This is a genomic window from Haladaptatus sp. CMSO5 (assembly GCF_036689885.1).
Taxonomy (GTDB): domain Archaea; phylum Halobacteriota; class Halobacteria; order Halobacteriales; family Halococcaceae; genus QDMS2.
Genome location: NZ_JBAHVW010000001.1, coordinates 67421 through 82536, shown reverse-complemented (window position 1 = coordinate 82536; position 15116 = coordinate 67421). Strand labels below are relative to the sequence as shown.

The 15116-nt window shown below is 58.7% G+C and carries 19 protein-coding genes; 8 read left to right on the top strand and 11 right to left on the bottom strand.

Annotated features, from left to right (window positions below):
• Positions 1 to 2: 2 nt before the first annotated feature.
• The 3 genes from V5N12_RS00400 to V5N12_RS00390 all read left to right on the top strand — a co-directional run bounded on the left by V5N12_RS00400 (position 3) and on the right by V5N12_RS00390 (position 2940).
• Positions 3 to 935 (top strand): NAD-dependent epimerase/dehydratase family protein, encoded by a 933-nt coding sequence (locus V5N12_RS00400; protein WP_332897172.1) that lies wholly within the window; start codon positions 3 to 5, stop codon positions 933 to 935.
• Positions 932 to 1906, top strand: coding sequence for an NAD-dependent epimerase/dehydratase family protein (locus V5N12_RS00395; protein ID WP_332897171.1), 975 nt, complete (start codon positions 932 to 934; stop codon positions 1904 to 1906). Before V5N12_RS00400 ends, V5N12_RS00395 begins: the two co-directional genes overlap by 4 nt.
• An 83-nt stretch (positions 1907 to 1989) precedes the next feature.
• On the top strand, positions 1990 to 2940 hold the full coding sequence (locus V5N12_RS00390; RefSeq protein ID WP_332897170.1) for a DUF4352 domain-containing protein: 951 nt from the start codon (positions 1990 to 1992) through the stop codon (positions 2938 to 2940).
• A gap of 12 nt (positions 2941 to 2952) precedes the next feature.
• Here the strand turns inward: V5N12_RS00390 and V5N12_RS00385 are convergent, their stop codons facing one another.
• Positions 2953 to 3666: a YqjF family protein gene (locus tag V5N12_RS00385; protein WP_332897169.1), complete on the bottom strand. Its 714-nt coding sequence runs from the start codon at positions 3664 to 3666 to the stop codon at positions 2953 to 2955.
• A 184-nt stretch (positions 3667 to 3850) separates the two neighbouring features.
• On the opposite strand from V5N12_RS00385, the gene V5N12_RS00380 reads away from it, so the two are divergent.
• Entirely contained in the window at positions 3851 to 4720 is an 870-nt protein-coding gene (locus tag V5N12_RS00380) for a hypothetical protein (RefSeq protein WP_332897168.1), read from the top strand.
• Positions 4721 to 4806: 86 nt separating this feature from the next.
• Complete coding sequence (locus tag V5N12_RS00375) at positions 4807 to 5637, top strand: ZIP family metal transporter (protein WP_332897167.1); 831 nt, start codon at positions 4807 to 4809, stop codon at positions 5635 to 5637.
• Here V5N12_RS00375 and V5N12_RS00370 read toward each other — a convergent pair whose 3' ends face one another.
• From V5N12_RS00370 to V5N12_RS00355, 4 genes are all read right to left on the bottom strand, one after another.
• Entirely contained in the window at positions 5638 to 6195 is a 558-nt protein-coding gene (locus tag V5N12_RS00370) for a metal-dependent hydrolase (RefSeq protein WP_332897166.1), read from the bottom strand.
• Positions 6196 to 6248: 53 nt separating this feature from the next.
• The gene (locus tag V5N12_RS00365) at positions 6249 to 6698 is read right to left on the bottom strand and encodes a universal stress protein (RefSeq protein ID WP_332897165.1); all 450 of its coding nucleotides are present in this window, start codon (positions 6696 to 6698) and stop codon (positions 6249 to 6251) included.
• A gap of 67 nt (positions 6699 to 6765) precedes the next feature.
• On the bottom strand, positions 6766 to 7125 hold the full coding sequence (locus V5N12_RS00360; RefSeq protein WP_332897164.1) for a group I truncated hemoglobin: 360 nt from the start codon (positions 7123 to 7125) through the stop codon (positions 6766 to 6768).
• A gap of 94 nt (positions 7126 to 7219) precedes the next feature.
• On the bottom strand, positions 7220 to 7870 hold the full coding sequence (locus tag V5N12_RS00355; RefSeq protein ID WP_332897163.1) for a helix-turn-helix domain-containing protein: 651 nt from the start codon (positions 7868 to 7870) through the stop codon (positions 7220 to 7222).
• A gap of 306 nt (positions 7871 to 8176) precedes the next feature.
• Between V5N12_RS00355 and V5N12_RS00350 the strand changes: the two genes are divergently transcribed.
• On the top strand, positions 8177 to 8920 hold the full coding sequence (locus V5N12_RS00350; protein ID WP_332897162.1) for a hypothetical protein: 744 nt from the start codon (positions 8177 to 8179) through the stop codon (positions 8918 to 8920).
• A 69-nt stretch (positions 8921 to 8989) separates the two neighbouring features.
• Here the strand turns inward: V5N12_RS00350 and V5N12_RS00345 are convergent, their stop codons facing one another.
• The 4 genes from V5N12_RS00345 to V5N12_RS00330 form a co-directional block, all read right to left on the bottom strand.
• Positions 8990 to 9493, bottom strand: a complete 504-nt coding sequence (locus V5N12_RS00345; RefSeq protein ID WP_332897161.1) for a universal stress protein — start codon at positions 9491 to 9493, stop codon at positions 8990 to 8992.
• A 171-nt stretch (positions 9494 to 9664) separates the two neighbouring features.
• The gene (locus V5N12_RS00340; protein ID WP_332897160.1) at positions 9665 to 9844 is read right to left on the bottom strand and encodes a hypothetical protein; all 180 of its coding nucleotides are present in this window, start codon (positions 9842 to 9844) and stop codon (positions 9665 to 9667) included.
• Between the two features lie 486 nt (positions 9845 to 10330).
• Positions 10331 to 10771 (bottom strand): TRAM domain-containing protein, encoded by a 441-nt coding sequence (locus tag V5N12_RS00335; RefSeq protein ID WP_332897159.1) that lies wholly within the window; start codon positions 10769 to 10771, stop codon positions 10331 to 10333.
• Positions 10772 to 10977: 206 nt separating this feature from the next.
• A complete protein-coding gene (locus V5N12_RS00330; protein WP_332897158.1) occupies positions 10978 to 11415 on the bottom strand; it encodes a hypothetical protein in 438 nt (145 codons plus the stop codon).
• 338 nt (positions 11416 to 11753) lie between these two features.
• Between V5N12_RS00330 and V5N12_RS00325 the strand changes: the two genes are divergently transcribed.
• A complete protein-coding gene (locus V5N12_RS00325) occupies positions 11754 to 12200 on the top strand; it encodes a VOC family protein (protein WP_332897157.1) in 447 nt (148 codons plus the stop codon).
• A gap of 264 nt (positions 12201 to 12464) precedes the next feature.
• On the opposite strand, the gene V5N12_RS00320 is transcribed toward V5N12_RS00325, so the two are convergent.
• Positions 12465 to 12860, bottom strand: a complete 396-nt coding sequence (locus V5N12_RS00320) for a type II toxin-antitoxin system VapC family toxin (protein WP_332897156.1) — start codon at positions 12858 to 12860, stop codon at positions 12465 to 12467.
• Positions 12857 to 13057 carry a DUF7557 family protein gene (locus V5N12_RS00315; protein WP_009365528.1) on the bottom strand — a complete coding sequence of 67 codons (201 nt, stop codon included), beginning with the start codon at positions 13055 to 13057 and terminating at the stop codon, positions 12857 to 12859. The genes V5N12_RS00320 and V5N12_RS00315 overlap by 4 nt, the downstream gene beginning before the upstream one ends.
• A 905-nt stretch (positions 13058 to 13962) precedes the next feature.
• Between V5N12_RS00315 and V5N12_RS00310 the strand changes: the two genes are divergently transcribed.
• Positions 13963 to 14856: a hypothetical protein gene (locus tag V5N12_RS00310; protein ID WP_332897155.1), complete on the top strand. Its 894-nt coding sequence runs from the start codon at positions 13963 to 13965 to the stop codon at positions 14854 to 14856.
• Positions 14857 to 15116 lie beyond the last annotated feature (260 nt).

The following is a 15116-nucleotide window of genomic DNA, read 5'->3' as shown; positions in this document are numbered from 1 at the left end:
CCATGAACGTGCTCGTCACCGGCGGGTGTGGCTACATCGGCAGCGCGCTCGTCCCCCTGCTCCAGCAGAGCCCTGAAATCGAGAACATCGTCATCCTCGACAACTACTCGCTCGGGTCGCCGCGCAACCTGATGGGGGCGAACTTAGACGATTCTATCGACTTTCGCCGGGGCGACGTCCGCGAGTACGGCGACGTCGAAAGCGCCATGCGCGACGTGCAGACGGTGATTCACCTCGCCGCCATCACGGGCGCAGACAGCACCCACGACCGCCGCGAGGAGACCTTCGACGTGAACCTTGAAGGGACGAAAAACGTCCTCACTGCCGCCCGCAAGCTCGACGTCGAAAACGTCGTCTTCGCCTCGTCGTGTAACAACTACGGCCGGGCGACGAGCATGGACCTCACCGAGGACACACCGACCGACCCGCTCAACCCCTACGCCGAGTCGAAACAGGCCGCAGAGGAGTTGTTGCGCGACACCATCGACGAGTCGGGGATGCAAGGGGTCGCACTCCGCATGAGTACGAACTACGGCTACGCCCCCGGCGTGCGGTTTAACCTCGTCGTCAACCACTTCGTCTTTCGCGCGCTCACGCGCCGCCCGCTGACCGTCTACGGCGACGGGAGCAACTGGCGGCCGTTCATCCACGTCAAAGACGCCGCGCGCGCCTACGCCCACGCCGCGCTCAACCCCGACGACTGGGACGAATTCGTCTACAACGTCGGGTCGAACGACCAGAACTTCCGCATCGCAGAAATCGCACAGGTCGTGAGCGAGGAGGTGGGCGAGGTCACCATCACCTACTTAGAGGATAAACACCCCGGCCCGTCGTACCACGTCAACTTCGACCGGCTGGCGAACACCGGCTTCAGGACCGAATGGACGCTCCGCGAGGGCGTCCGCGAACTCGCAGACCACTTCAGACAACCATGAGCACGGACACGCCGCGCGTCGCCATCACGGGGGCCGCGGGCTACATCGGCAGTCGCGTCATTTCGAAACTACAGGACGAACACCCCGACTGGGACCTCGTCGCCTTCGACAACTTCTATCTCGGGCAGGTTCGCTCGGTCGGCGACGTGGACATCTCCCACCTCGACATCCGCCAGCGCGACCGCCTAGAGGAGACCCTAGAGGGTGTGGACGTGGTCATCCACCTCGCCGCCGTGAGCGGCGTCAAAGACTGCGACCAGAACGCGGACCTCGCCTACGAGGTGAACGTCCAGGGGACGAACAACGTCGCGTGGTTCTGTAAGAAAACCGGCGCAGCGCTCGTCTTCCCATTCAGTATGGCCGTGCTCGGCGACCCCCAAACGTTCCCCATCACCGTAGACCAGCCGCGCGCCCCGCTCAACTGGTACGGGCGGACGAAACTGCTCGGCGAGCGCGCAATCGAGACGATGGCCGAGGGTGCGTTTCCGGCTCACCTGTTCATGATTTCGAACGTGTACGGCAAACACGAACTCGACGGGCAGCCCATCTCGAAGAACACGGTCATCAACTTCTTCGTCAACCGCGCGCTCGCAGGTGAGGACTTGACGGTGTACAAACCCGGCACCCAAGCGCGAAACTACGTCCACGTCAAAGACGTTGCCAACGCCTACGTCCGCAGCGCAGAGCGCCTCGTCGACCGGCTCGACGCGGATGAAACCGGCGTCGAGAAGTACGAGATTGCGAGCGACGAAGACCCGAGTGTGATGGACGTGGCTGAACTAGTCCAGCGCCACGCCGTCTCCCTCCTCGGCACCGACCTCGACATCAAGCTGCTCGACAATCCGCGAACTGAGACGCTCGTCGATTCGTTCACGGTCGATACCTCGAAAGCCCACGAGCGCCTCGGCTGGGAGGTTAGACACTCCATCGAAGAGAGCGTGCGCGACCTGTTGTCGGACGCCGAGCACTGAACACAGACCGCACCCACTCCCTACCGATAGGTCGAACTTCTTGTGTGTCTAGTATTTTAACAGCTTGCGGTGTAGGTGCTTGCATGACGTTCCGCCCAGTCACTCGGAGACGGGTGTTGAGTGCCGGAGCCGCGTCGCTCCTCGCCGGGTGTGTCGGTGGTACAGATTCGACTGGCGAGGAGACCGACACTGCGACACCGCTGACGGTCGCCGTTGGTGACCTCATCGAAACGTCGTCGTTCAGCTTCGTGTTGCGAGGAGTGACGAAGACGACGGCGCTCACCGACACACGCCAAGCAAGCCGTGGCAACACGTACGTCGTCCTTCGATTCGCCGCGAGGAACACGAGCGACGAAATCGTCCACTGGTTCCCGCGGATAGAGCCGTACATTGCCGATGGCAAGGGAAACACGTACTATCTGGCCGACGCGACGACGACCCACGGCCTCCCGAAAAACCACGACCTCCTCCCTGGTGAAGTTTCACGGGGCGACGTGGTGTACGAAGTCCCGGAAACCGCCCAGAACCTCACCTACTCGCTCGACTTCAGCAACCGTTCGGAAGTGGCGCTTTCGACTGTTTCAATCGACCTCGAAGCAACGGTAACACCGGTGGCTGACCTCGAACAGTCCCTGAAGACGGTTCATCCGCTTGGCGAAGCAGTGTCCAACAATGACGTGCGCGTGACCGTCACTGACGTTCGGACTGCAACCGAACTCGGAGAGCTGACAGCGAAGGAGAGTCACGAATTCGTGCTTCCTACCCTGGAACTCACAAATGACCGCTCTGACTCAATTCCCATCACCCCGCTCTGGAACATACGGCTGAAACGAGCGAATGGATTGGTGGCCACCGCAGACCTCGCGGCGTGGGCGTCGCTGCGAAATGGCTTCGAGGAGGGACGTATCGACGCGGGCGCGACCGAACGGGGTGAACTCGCCTTTCACGTCCCAATCGACCGCGATGCGTGCTATTTCATGTTCGACTGGTACAACCTCGATGCCGAGTACGCCAAGGCATTCTGGATGCTCTGAATCGGCGTTTTGCTATTCGATGCGCTTGCTCCCCGAGGCGACGGTATCCACGCCCGGACTGTAGAGATACACCGGGTCGCTCGCCGGGTCGGCAAACCCGTTCGCCCGAAACAACCCGTTTTCACCCCACTCGACGCTCGCCTCCGTGAGTGGCCACGGTTCGTGGCTCACCGCCGCGTAGCGAAGTTCCCCGCTCAGGGCTTCCGTGTAGTAGCGATAGCGTTCGGTCAGGAACGCTTCGAGCGAATCCGGGTCTGCGCGGAACTGCTCGCCGGTCGGGCCATAGGTCGCGTGAAAGCGAACCGGCCGCGCGCCCGGGTGGACGCGCCGACTCGAGAACTTGATGCGGTCGGCTTCGGCTGTGAGGGAAATCCGGGCGTAGTAGTAGGGGAGGTGGTGAAAGAGGCGCGCGCCGACCACGCCGAAGACGCCCTGCGCGTCGAGGCTGAAAAAGTAGACCCCCGGCTCGCCGTCGTGGGTGACGTAGGTGCGCAAGTTGAGCTCCGGCAGTCGAAAGCCCATCCGTTGTGGCCCACCGGCCGGGCGCACCGCGACGTTCGTAAACGGAACCGCAGAGAGCCACGCCTGTCCGTCGAACGTATCGACCGACAGCGAGTCGGGGAGGTGTGCGGCGACGACTTCGGGGGCAACCGGCCAGTTTGCGAACAGGACGTGTCGCCACCCCATCGAGACGGGGAGTGACAGGAGGTTGTAAAAACGTGACATTAGTGGGTATAGAGAGGGCTGTTGGGTGTGACTCTGTACAGGCTCCATACTCAGACTACTGCCATAACCGTTGACGGCGGTGGTGGCTTCGCAGTCTCACATCTAGAGATTCTGCGTACACAGTTAGGGTCAGTGCGACCCACGTACTACGTATGAGGGTGTTTGACCGCTTTGAGGTGCGTGCATGAACGATGTGCGCGTCTCGCTTCCCCGGCCGTATCTCGTAACGTCGCTCTCCATCCTGGTGTTGGCCGTGCTTGCGACCACCGTTGGGCTGTTCGTCGAGGGGTTTTACCACGATGCAGCGGTGTTGCTCCCGCAAGTGTACGGACAGGATGTGCTGACGCTCGTTGTCGCAGTCCCCGCCTTTGCGCTCTCCGTGCGTGCGGCCATTCGCGGGTCGCTTCGTGGGTATGTGGTCTGGCTCGGCATGACTGGCTACCTGTGCTATACCTACGCCTCCTACGCGTTCATGACGGCGTTCAACGAGCTGTTTCTCGTCTACGTCGCGCTCTTTTCGCTCACCTTGATTACGTTGGTTGGTGGACTCGTGCACCTCGACCCAGCGGTGCTCACGCAGTCGATTGGCGATCGGTCGGTTCGTCCCTACGTTGGCTTCCACCTGCTCGTTGCCATCCTCATTTCCGGGCTGTGGCTGAGTGATATCCTCTCGGCTACCGTCGCGGGGGTCGTTCCCGAAAGCATCGTGGCGGCGAACCTTCCGACCAACGTCATCTACGCGCTCGACCTTGGCGTGGTCGTCCCCGCGTTTGCCCTCACTGCCTACTGGCTGTCTCAGCGTCGGCCGTGGGGCTACGTCTTCACCGGCATCCTCCTCGTGAAAGGCACGACGCTTGGCTTGGCCGTCCTTGCGATGATTGCGTTCATGGTGCGCGATGGACAGCCGGTCGCCCTCCCGCAGGTTGTTATCTTCGCGGTGTTGAGCCTTCTCGGGTTGGTGTTGGTCGTTCGCTTCCTTCGGGCGATAGAACCGACCAGCGTCGCACGCCGCGACACGGCTGAATCGATGACCTCTCGTGGCGACCCGCGCTGACCTTCCGCGATACAGCCGCCGGATATGCCAATGTCACAACGATTTAATCGCTGGTTCGCAATCCTCTCGTATGACCAAGAGTAGCAATGGTGCTCGCTGACGAATTCGTCCGCCTGTTTGGGTCTAATCCCGTCGTCCACGGGCTGATTGGCGGGATGATAATCGCCTCGTTCAACCTGCTCGGTGCGTCGCTGGTGCTCATCTGGCGCAACCCCTCTGAGAAAGCGCTCGACGCCGCACTGGGCTTCGCTGCGGGTGTCATGCTTGCGGCGAGTTTCACGAGCCTCATCATCCCCGGCATCGAGCAGTACTCGAACGGCAATCCCGTCCCCGTCCTCGTGGGCGTCGTCCTCGGCGCGCTGTTTTTAGACCGCTCTGACATGCTCGTCCCGCACGCTCACTATTTGCTTTCGGGTCGCTCGCGTCCGGACGCCGCCCACCCTTCGACGAACCTGCCCGTGACGGACGAGCGACTGTCCGGCGTCATCCTGTTCATCCTCGCCATCACGCTTCACAACATGCCAGAGGGGCTCGCCGTCGGCGTCGGCTTCGGCAGTGGGAACATCGACACGGCCATCCCGCTCATGCTGGCCATCGGCATCCAGAACATTCCAGAGGGGCTTGCGGTGTCGGTCGCCGCCATCAACGCCGGATTAGACCGGCGCTTTTACGCCGCGTTCGCCGGGATTCGCTCGGGCGTCGTCGAAATCCCCCTCGCCGTGTTTGGCGCGTACGCCGTCCAGACTGTTTCTGCCCTCCTCCCCTACGCGATGGGCTTCGCCGCGGGTGCAATGTTGTTCGTCATCAGTGACGAAATCATCCCCGAGACGCACACGAGCGGCAACGAGCGCGTCGCCACCCTCGGCGTGATTTTCGGGGCCGTCGTGATGCTGTATCTCGACATCTCACTTGGGTAGCTACTCGTCGCTCGCCTGCCTGCGTCCACTGACCTGTTGTCTGAGTACGTTGAGGCCGGGTCGGCCGTCTGTCACCCACACGACGAGCGCCAGTGCCGTGAGGACCAGTTCGAGGGCGAAGTACGCAGACCACTGCATCGAGAGGAAGTGAGCGAGGATGCTCGCCGGTTCGTGTTCGTAGGGCGCAACCGGAAGCAGCGGCCAGCCGAGATACGAGAGGAAGATAAACTCCCCGTCGAGCACGGGATAGAGGGCGTCGGCCACGAGGTGTGAGAGGTAGCCAAGCGCGAACGCCCACCCCAACCGCACCCGCGAGAGGCGTTTCCCAATGGCAACGGCGATGGCGATGACCACGAGCGTCGTGAAGAGCGAATGGGCGAGCGACCGTCCGCTCGGGAGGAGGCCGAACGTCCAGCCGAGTGGCTTGTCGATGAGGTCGGGAAACTGCGTGCCGAGGGCGACGAGGAACACGCCCGCACTGGGGATGTCCGTGCCTTTCGCGCGATAAAACAACGAGTACAGCAGATACCCGACCGCGAGATGTCCCCATGGCCACATGCGAGGGAGTTCTCAGCCGGGGGGTTTACGCACTTTGTTTGTCCGCTGTCGCGTCACTTCGCGTGACGGACGATGTGCACGTCGTACTGCGGGTCTGCAGAAACCGGTGCGCCGACGCTCGTGAGCGGCTGGGAGACGCGCCCGGCGTTCTCGCTGCCGATGAAGACGATGTCCGCATCGACCTCGGCTGCGACCTTTCGGACGGTGCGCACGATGTTCATCGTCACCGACGAGTACGGTTCGTCTTCGGGGTCGCTCGCTTCCTCGACGCGGAAGGTCGCTTCAGGGGCGAGGGATTCGACGCGCTCACGGAGGTTCTCGGTGAACGCCTCTGCATCGAAGCCGTCACCATCCGTCCAGCCGCGCTCTTCTGCGTACGTTTCGTCGTCGGGGACGACGACGAGCGCGACGACGTCTTTCTCGAAGGCTTCCCCGAACGCTGCGGCCCGTTGCAGGGCGGTTTCAGCCAGTGGGGAGCCATCGAAGGGAACGAGGAGTACCATGTGTCACCCATTGTGGGGGAGTCTCTTTGTTCTTGTTGTGGCGCGAACCCGGCATCTGTTCGACAATCTACGCGTCGATAATCGGGTCTTTGAGCGATTCCACCTTCGACATGATGTCGGTGACCGCGTCTTCCTCGACTCCGTTTTCTCGCAGGGCACCTTCTAGATGTGTGCCAACGGCATCGAAGTCGGTTTCGTCGATATCGAGATGCGCGTGCGCTTCTCGCATGTCTGCCCCAGCGTATTCGACGGGGCCACCAGTGACTGAACTGATGAACTGAACCTGGTGGGCTCTGAGTGCTTGCATGTCCATCCCCTTGAAGAATTCAACGAGTCGGTCGTCTGCGAGCACGGAGGAATAAAAGTCTTCAACGACGTTCTCGATTGCCTCTCGTCCGCCGATTTCTCGGTATACGGTCTGGGACATTGACTAGGTGTGTCTCAGAGCCGAATGGGGATACGACCGATTGCGAAGCTATTCGGGTCTTTATACCTCCGTGCTAAGAAAACGCATCACACAGTCACACCTCTGACTCGGCAAGGAGCTGGTCGAGCAGTTTCTCCTGGGTGACAGCGAGGTGTTCGCTAAACGTCGCGACCGAAATACCGAGTGCTGTGGCCACGTCCGCCGAGTCAGCTTGCTTTGGCTGTTCAAAATACCCCATCTCGTGGGCGGTCTGAAGCACTTCGAACTGCCGGTTGGTGAACGCGGTTCGATCGACGAACAGGAGTGCCGTTCGGTCGTCCGCCGTCCGCTGCGTCAGTCGCTGTACGCGGACGCTTGCACAGCACGAGTGGAGGTCTGCGACGACCGATTGGACTGTCTCTATGTCCGGTGCGATGAAAGTCACGACAAGTACCCCAGCCCCAGCGCGGAGGTCTCGGATCGGACACCCGGAGTCAGGGATACGTCCACACGGGCACTCACCGCTTTCGTTCGTGTACCTGTACACCGAGCGGTCGCCGTCACGGAAGACAAGATCTGCTTGTTTCGGTTCGGTTGCAGACGCGACGGTGTGGTCTATCGTGACCTCACCGACGATTCCACCGCCTGCAGCGTCAGCTCGGCGGTCAGTGGTGATTGACTCAACCTCGAAGTCCTCGCTCAAGGAGGCAACGGGACATGCATCAACACCGCGGACAACCAGACGGACGTGGATTCCAGCGTCCATTGGTCACTCTATCGGACGCATGGATAAATGGGTCTTGGCTGCGTTCGACCACGCGTCCCCGACAAGGTCGATTGCGACTGTTCGAAGATTTGCTGACAGTTTGGCCACTTCATCCGAATGTCTAATTGGACATATATTCTGACTCCCATTTTCATAACAACAATGTTGACTGAACTTTTCCAACCATCTCTCTAACCAGAACAGTGCGTGCAATTTGACGTTCGTCTAACTCGTTCTATTTATTGTACATTAATGGGTCACGTCCGCGCATAACTTTCCATCGATTGGGCGAATTTACGTAGTGCGATGAGGCCTGAGAACGACGCAGTAGACGACCTGACACTCAGTGACGCAGAACTCATTACTGCACTGAAGAACCATGGAGTGAGCCGCCGGCTCCTGATGAAGGTGTTCGGTGCGGGAGCCGCCCTCTCGGTATTCGGCGGGACCGCAGCAGCACTGCCGGACTCACGGCAGGGTATGAAAATCGATAAAACCTATGGGGCACCGTATTCGGCCGACGACAACGTCCCCGCAGGACTCGTCGACCACACCGTAACGCTTCACATCCACGAGGGGGCGGGCGACCACCCGGACTTCCCACTCGATGAAAATGGCGAGGAGATCCCCGTCGAGACCTTCTTCGACCCAGTTGGACTCCACGTCCGACCGGGCGAAGTCGTCAACTTCACCGACCACAACGGGCTGCACACCGTGACCTCCTTCCACCCGAAGTTTAGCGAACCACCGTTCTTCACCCTCCCAGACCGCGTGGCGACGAACTACGGATTCACGTCACCGCCAATGTCGACCGCCGATTCGTGGCTCTACCGGTTCACTACCCAAGGCGTGTACGACATCCTGTGTCTACCACACCTCGAACTCGGGATGGTCGTGCGAATCGTGGTCTCCGGCGACGGAAACGTCCCCGCTGACACCTACGGACCACTCCCAATTCCGAACGCTGGGGACGTCCTCGGCGCACCGGAACTCACCCCGGAGAACATCGTGAGCGAAGGGTCGGTCGCGTGGGAAGACCTGACGCTGTAAGCGCGAAACCTCATGTTTTTACGAAGGATGGAAGATGCGAACCCGTAGGTGATTACGTGCTGCGTGGACTCAATCGAGGTCGGTTGCGCGGTCGACGGTTCGGTTCCAGTGGCTCCGGTTCGCCCCTCGCTTTGTCGTGGCAGCCGGCGTTTTACCTTGCGAGTTCACCTCCACGATTTCGACGTTTGTGAGCCGCTCACGGAGGTAGTCGGCGACGACAATTTCGTTCCCGGTTAGCCGACTGAGCAGTTTTCGCCACGTCGGGCGTTGATTCGCGCCGACGACGACGGTGGTCGCCTCCGTTTGGGCGGCTTCTTCGAGAATAACGTCCTCGACGAGGAACCCCCGTCGGGTGAGTACCGTTGCCTCAACTCCGTCTAAGAGCGGAACAATCGATTGACTGATCTCGCTCATGCGTGCTTTGTCATTCGTTTGAAAGAGGTTCACGTGTAACACTACAAGCTCAGCAGCGGTGGCTTCTCGAGCGAGTTTCGCGGCGAATCGAAGCGTGTGTGCACTCTGTTGGGTTAGCGGATATCGGATGGGGACGAGGATGGTTGTACGGTCGGTCATGGCTGTTCTCCTGAGTGGGGAATTGCTCCCTCGAGCGGAGTCTATTGATTCACAAAACGCACGTCAGGAATATAAGTATATTGAACAGTCTGTTATTGTTACTCTTAGTCGCGCGTGGCAGTCACAAGGTATGCTGGAGACGGACGCCAACGAAGGCATACATCACTGAACTCACTCTTCGGTCGACGCCCGAACGACGGTCTCTGCCCCGCACTCTGGGCACTGGTCATGCGAGGTGTGAAATCGAGCGTCACACGCCTGACAGCGATACGCTGCGTTCTCTTCGGCTGTCTGTTTGGCTGTCTGCGTGAACTGTTCGACCTGCCGGCCAACGCGCTTGAAAAACCCCATGTGTCCTCTCAAGAAAGGGGGATACTGGGGATAAGCGTTCGGTGGGAGAGCGGTCGTGACCTCACGTCTCGGAGGCATCTTTGTGGGTCATCCGGCTTGCGCCCCTGCTCCATCTCCTCATTTTGCAAGCGACAGCCTTCCCGTTCTGGCTGCAACCCCCCTTCAAGATGAGTGCTCCAACGGTTGAGCTTCGTTGCAGGAACCGGCCGGTTCCGGTGGCTAACGGAATCGTATCAACCAGCAGGAACTGACTCTGTGGCCTATGTTTGGTACGAAAAACTGGCCGCGCCCTCTCTGCTGTGCGATGACGTGCAACGTCACCCAGTCCGTGCGGACATCTCGATGAGCGACGGTTAGTTGGACTGCTTTCTCGCGAATCTCGAACAGCCGAACTCTATCCCCTGTCTGGTCTCAATACTGATGACGAACTCGCCGATTTTCGCGAGGTTTTCACAAACCATCGGGTGGGCTACCTGATCCGCCTCCTTACTCGTAATAACTGAGACGCTTTATGACCTCGGCAAAGGCAACGTTCTGTCGCACGTCGGTGATTTTGACCCTGACTCGTTCGCCTTGTTCAGTGTCGGGAACGATGACGACAAACCCACGTTCGACACGGGAGATGCCGTCACCCTGTTCACCGAGACTCTCGATTTCGACCGTGCGCTGCTCGCCTTCTGAAACCGGCTGTTCCGCCTCGACAGACACACCCGATGCTGAGGATTGTACTGGTTCTCCCTCGCGGTGTTCAGACGCGGGCTCCGTCTCAGTCTCAGTCGGTTCTGAGACAATCGCCACGCGGTACGTTTTCCCTGCTTCGAGGTCGCCAACGCGTAGTTCCTGTTCTGGAACTTCGATGTGGTACGCCTCTCCGTGCTTCTCGATTTGTGCAGAAAACAGACACTGAAATTGCTCTAAAAACTCCATTTTTATCGCCTCTTCTGGCAGAATTTCGAGGGGTGATGCTTGTAGTTACCGCTTAGCATTTGTCGCTCGTTCTCTCCAGCGAGGTTGATTCACCACAGCCCTTCTCTGTTCTACAGCGACTCACCGCAAGTGCCTCGAATTCCTTCGCTCTCGTCTGTTCACGCCATTCTGAGGCCCACAAACAACCGAATCCCGGCGATTAGCATTCACGAGCGAGGTACCGACCGTCCCTTGGTGGTCGGTGGCTGTGTCTCACGGAGCCAGAACCCCGAGAGCAGGAACAACAGGGCTGCAGGCGCGACCAGCAAGCCGATGCTGGCGAGGCCAACAATCGTCAACGCGAGGAGAACAACGGCAGCCACCCACACGAGCACGCGGCGTTCACGCCACGCGCCATAGCCGCCGAGGAGCGCGAACCCGAGGATGAACAGCGACCAGAAAAAGAGGACGGGCTCTGCCCCTTCCACGCCGAGGAGATAGTCGATTCCAACCGCACCCCGGACAGGGATGCATTCGCCACCAATCGTGCACTCTTCGCCTGTTCCGAGCGGGATGAACATGATGACGAGCGACAGGAGCACGCCCAGTCCCAACCCAAGAAGCCCTGCGCTGGTTCCTCTCGAAAACCGAGACTCTTGATTCATGGTGCTTGTAGGCGACGCGAAATCGTAACGATTCTGTCGGGCTAGTGGCGCGCTCTACCGAGCTGGCCTTGTTGACCCCCTCAATCAGTGATCGGTTTCAGCAATCCTGCTGAATACAGAGCGCGTATCGGTCAGACCGGTTCCGTCAAATAACGAGGTATCCTTGGATTCAGTTCAAGCGCATATCGACGTCCCGGCTGGAGTGGGCATAGGGAGAATCTGGTACCGACTCACCTGACTTAGCAGATGGGTCAGTCTACGGACGCGACGAAACTTCCCGCCTCGCTTCCCCCGCCAGCAAAACATATTTGCGCATCCTTCACCTATTTTTCCAGCCTATGGCGATCAAGCGGATGGACAACGTCCTCATCGTGGTCGAGGATCTCGAAGCTGTGAAGGCGTTCTTCGTGGAGCTCGGTATGCAGCTGGAGGGCGAGACGCGCGTCGAGGGGGAGTGGGCGGGCCGCGTCGTGGGCCTTGAGAACGTCCAGAGCGACATCGTCATGATGCGGACCCCCGACGGCCACGGCCGCGTCGAGCTTTCGAAGTTCATCACGCCCAAGGCCACCCAAGACGGATCCGAGGAACCGGCGGTGAACACGCTGGGGATCCGCCGCATCATGTTCACCGTCGACGACGTCGACAATGTCCTTGACCGCCTCCGCTCCCACGGAGCCGAACTCGTGGGAGAAGTCGCCCAGTACGAGGACGTGTACCGTCTTTGCTTCGTGCGCGGCCCCGAAGGCATCATCGTCGGGTTGGCCGAGGAGCTCGACGAAGCCTAGCTGGTCGCCCCCGCGTTCTTGGCAGTCACTGTTTTGACCCCAAGCATCCGCGAGAATCATGACTAGCCAGAACTAGGGCGGCTAGTCGCTACCTAGCAGTAACTACGCACATTTTTCCTATCAGTGGTACACCCCTGCAGTGTGAAACAAAGAGCGTCGGATTGCTGACTACACCCTCTCTATTCAGCACGCACCTTCTGACAACGGTTGGGATGATTGGGTGCGGCCATGTATAATAACACGCCCAAGAACTGTCCAGAGAGACTAATACGGCCCAAATATGCGGACAGAGAGGAGTTCATGGAGGCCTTCTGTATCGAAGTCAGCGTCGGAGACGGCCAGTTCCTTCCCTTCAGATCGAGCCGTAGCTGCAATCATGAGGTCACGTGACGACAGAGGGTTGCCAGATTCGAGAAGGCGGTTCTGCATCCGGGCAGCTTCAAACGCGACCTCTTCGGAGAAGTCATGAGCAGTGACTCGCCCGAAGTTCTCACGCGCCCCGATGAGGTCTGTCTCACCCGCTGAAAACACCTCACCAGTAAGAACTTCATAGATACAGATGCTGGAAGTGACCAAAGTCGGTTGTTCATCGACGAACTTGACTACGTCTTGGACACCATCGAGGTAATCGATGATAACCGACGAATCGAGAACGGTCACTGCTGGAAGCTCTCTCGGGAACGTTTGATTGCTTCGCGTGCCTTTTCAGCTTTATCAGTTCCTTTCCACGCACCGGCCTTCATTCCCGATCCCTCATTCGCCAATCGATCGAGGAATTCATCCCAACTCTCGTCTTCACGCTTCAGCCGCGCCAGCTTCGCCTTCGTCTCATCAGAGACGCGGATTGATGTGCTCATATGCATACATTGTGTATGCAGACAGAAGTAATTTGAGCAAACCGCCACTGTTGGATTGTGACAGTGACTCTCGGGGTCAAGGCTGTTGCATACACCCTCTGTATCTCGCACGTTGCTTCTGACACCTTCTGAGTAGAATTCTACGACAGTGCTGAATACAGGGCGCAAGTCGGTCATCCATCATAGGCTCAGGGTACTCGAATGCTCACTCGGTTCCCTAATGTGCGTGAAGTATTTCGCATTCTGCCCTAAAGAGGTAATCACCGTAAGGGAGCCATGAAATCGAGAGTCACCTCAATTTTGCTCGTCGTTTTAGCAGTGGCTCTCGCGGGATGTTACGTACCGAGTGATAGTCAGATGCTCGTTGGCCACACTGGAACAATCGGAGTTACGGACTCCGAATTTCACATGGATGGTGTGATCTACATAGTTGGTCACCCCGACCAAGAGTTGTACCATGGTGTGTCGGTTCGACTCTATGACGACGGAGAAACCCCAATGCGGTCGTATTCGCTTGGGACAATCGCAGCTAAAGAGGAGCGAAATATTTCGATTAACAGTACGACGATTCCATCCTTTGTCACCATCGAGTCACAGGATTTCTGGGACGAGCCTGTGAGTGTCCTCTACTACATTCGTACGCAAGATGGGTATTACAGATGCCGTGCAGTCTCTCCCACAGAAGTCCCTGATGGTACTGCGACTATAGGACCCGTCAACAATCCTTGCCCGTCCTAATCCTGCGTTCCCCCACATGGTACGCTGCTGAATACACCCTCTGAGTGTTGCACACCACTTCTGACAGCATTCGGTGAGGTCTCTGTAAGCTCGCTGATTTGAGCGCTCAGTTTCGGTTGGAAAACCCACGACGGAACCATTTTCCCACTCGGTTGAGGCTCTCTAGTATGGAGCACCGAGTTGTCCACTATCACTATCCGCTCGATAAACGATACTCGTTAGAGTACGTTGACGACGATGCGACACAGTTCGCTGAGCGATACGGTGGATACGACTCAGGGACGGTGAAGGCACTCGGGTATCCGATTGGAGAGGCCGAAATCTACTGTCTGTACACGCAGACTGGCGAGTCTGGGACAGCTGACGACCTCGAAACCAGCGAGACCGAGATTGTTGCTGCATTGGACGATATGCATCCAGATCGGGAGCGTCCGATTGCAATCGGTCTATTCGAGGCATGGGAAGGCGTCCGTGAGGAAGCCGAAGAAACCGGTGATGGACTAGAGATCTACAAAGAGTTGGAACTCAGTCGTGTCCCGGAAGCGCTCGATGAAGTGAACTGGAACGGGACAGCAACCAACGTGGCCGGGGAACTGATGTCGAACCTCATCCTGAGACATGTCCTTCCGAACGCAAACCATCGGTCCAGCATCTCGATGCTCCAGATTTATCTCGACTTCTGCACGTTCGGCCGTGAAGTTGAGTACAACGGACTTCGACTCCACACTGCTGACAACGAGTGGCGAGCGTGGGTCGATCCGTACATCACACAGTCGAAGCGGATTCTGACAGTCCGACGGAACAACGTTCGGTTCCAGAAGCTCAGTGAGTACGGTGTTGAAACTGTAATCCGGAAAGGCGGTATCGAGATCGCGTTGGGTGAATGGAACCTCGGCATGCACTATCGAGACGCGTGGACCCACTACGCCCGAAAGCACGAACAACTCTGTGTTCTATTTGCCGAGGAAATCGCTGAGCGAGCGGGCGTTCCTGAATTGAGCGAGCGGGCTGGACTCTCTCAGGCAGACTTTGCGTCGTTACTTGCCGGACACGAACCGTAGCTCTTGACGTGGTGTTGAAGCTGAAAATGGACGACGAGTCAGTCCTGGAGGTGAGCGTTCGACCGACCAACCGCTCGGCAGTACTCTCCGTTCTCAAAGTTGTACCGACGTTCGAGGTTTCGAACGGTCTTCTTGAAGTCCATGGTGCTTAGGTGAACGAGTGGTTCGGTGACGTATAAATATATTGTAGCCTCTGTGGTCATAATCAGCCGGTTGACACACCCTCTGTGTGGTGCACGCCGCTACTGACAGTGCCTGGA